Below are 1737 nucleotides of genomic sequence, written 5' to 3' on the forward strand. Positions count from 1 at the left end.
CGGCGTGGGCGCGGGTTGCGGCGGTCGTACTGACACTGCTGAGCCTAAGCTTGGGTGGCCAGGCGCAGGCGGCGGAAACGACGACGTACGTGCTGACGGATGTGCAGGGCACGGTGCTGGCGCGGGAGGATGCGCAGGGCACCATCATTGCGCGGTACGACTATCGGCCCTATGGGAAGCAACAGGCGGGGCCGGTGGCGGCGGGGCCGGGGTATACGGGGCATGTGGAGGATCCGGATACCGGGCTCGTGTACATGCAGCAACGGTATTACGATCCGGAGGTGGGGCGGTTCCTCAGCGTTGACCCGGTTACGTCAGGGTCGGAGCATTTCAATCGTTACTGGTACGCCAGCAATAATCCAATACGAAATATCGATCCAACTGGCTTGTATACCTGTGATAATTCGACAAAAAATGGTAGGGAATTTTGCGGCAAAATAGATACATACGTTTCCCATTTGCGCGATTCTCTAAAGGGTCTCAAATTTGGATCGCGCGAATATAAGGCGGCCAGCAACGTCATTGCTCGCGTTGGCGAGAAAGGAAAGAGTGGTCCACATTACGTGCCTGGCTCGCTCAAAGGAAAGACAGTAGCGCAGACAAACCAAAGAGGCACTACTACAGTAGATGTCAGCAAGATTTCTGGTCGTGGCGGTTTAGATATGGCGGCGGGTAGCTTAGGTCACGAGGCGCAGCACGATATCGACGCCGAAAGATGGGGAGTTGCTGGCGATACTCCAGATCGTGATGTTGCCAAGAAAGAATTCCTTAGAACAGAATCCAACGCATATAAAGTGCAGGCCATTTTGGAAAAAGGATTGGGTGGATTCATTAATGGGGGCGATTTGCGCTCGGCTATTGAGGCTTCGGTCATGGGCGACTTAAGTGGCTGGGATTCAAATCATGAAAATTAACTATAAGTGGGCAAGCAGATTTGAAATGGTTGCCATTTGCTCGGCCACTGCCTTGGCGGTGTCGTCTTGCGGGCCGGCGCGGGTGGTAACGCAATCCGAGGTTGTTGATCTAACTCCGTCTCTATGCCGTATCGTGAACCACGAAAAAGACTATGTTGGCCAAGTCGTTAATCTGCAAGTGGTATATAAAAGCGATAATGTCAGTTATTCATACTTTGAGGATCTAAAAGGTCACGGAAATGAATGTGTGAACAGAGGTATCATTCAGCTCGGTTACATATCCAAAATGCACGATAAGACGGTCTTGGAATTCTTCAAGGCTGGCGATGCTATTTGTAGAAAAAAGCGGTCGGCAATTTGCGTATTAACGGCGGACGTTGATTTTTCGGCAAGAGTTCTTAAAGACCAGGATGGACTGTATCTTCATTTGGAGCACGTTACGCATTTTCAGTATTACTGAAGAATGGCTTAAGCAGTCATCACTTCACCGCCAGGTCCGAAGGCACTCGGCTTTGTTGCCCGCGAGATGGTGTGAGATGTCCCTGTTGCTTGAGGGCCGCCGCCCGTGACAACCACTTGTATGCCGTGCGTGCCTGCAACTCATACTCCTGCAGCGGCTGGGTCAGCGCTGTCCAGCGCGATGTATACAACCCGCCCAGCTCGGCGCCGAGCCTGAGTGCGCCGAGTACCAACGGCACGGGCAGCTACACGGTGAGCTGGGGTACGGTCTTCCAGGCCTCCAGCTACACCTTGCAGGAGAGCGTCAACGGCGGTGCCTGGTCCACGGTCTATAGCGGCGGAGGCACGTCCAGGGCGTTCAGCG

Annotated in this window: 2 protein-coding genes and 1 pseudogene; all 3 read left to right on the top strand. The window is 53.7% G+C overall.

Going from position 1 to position 1737, the window contains the following annotated elements:
- Window positions 1-914: RHS repeat-associated core domain-containing protein (locus ACFWZ3_RS17260; RefSeq protein WP_439708908.1), on the top strand; the 914-nt coding region annotated here is incomplete at its 5' end.
- Window positions 904-1374, top strand: a complete 471-nt coding sequence (locus tag ACFWZ3_RS17265; protein ID WP_439708909.1) for a hypothetical protein — start codon at window positions 904-906, stop codon at window positions 1372-1374. The genes ACFWZ3_RS17260 and ACFWZ3_RS17265, both read left to right, overlap by 11 nt.
- Before the next feature lie 89 nt (window positions 1375-1463).
- A pseudogene (locus ACFWZ3_RS17270) lies at window positions 1464-1737 on the top strand (hypothetical protein); the annotation flags it as partial.

The sequence above is a fragment of the Frateuria sp. GZRR35 genome (assembly GCF_051900415.1).
Taxonomy (GTDB): Bacteria; Pseudomonadota; Gammaproteobacteria; order Xanthomonadales; family Rhodanobacteraceae; genus Frateuria_A.

What these genes read in the sequence shown, in the direction of transcription:
- ACFWZ3_RS17265 (WP_439708909.1), top strand. Translation starts at nt 904, where the DNA reads ATGAAAATTAACTATAAGTGGGCAAGCAGATTTGAAATGGTTGCCATT.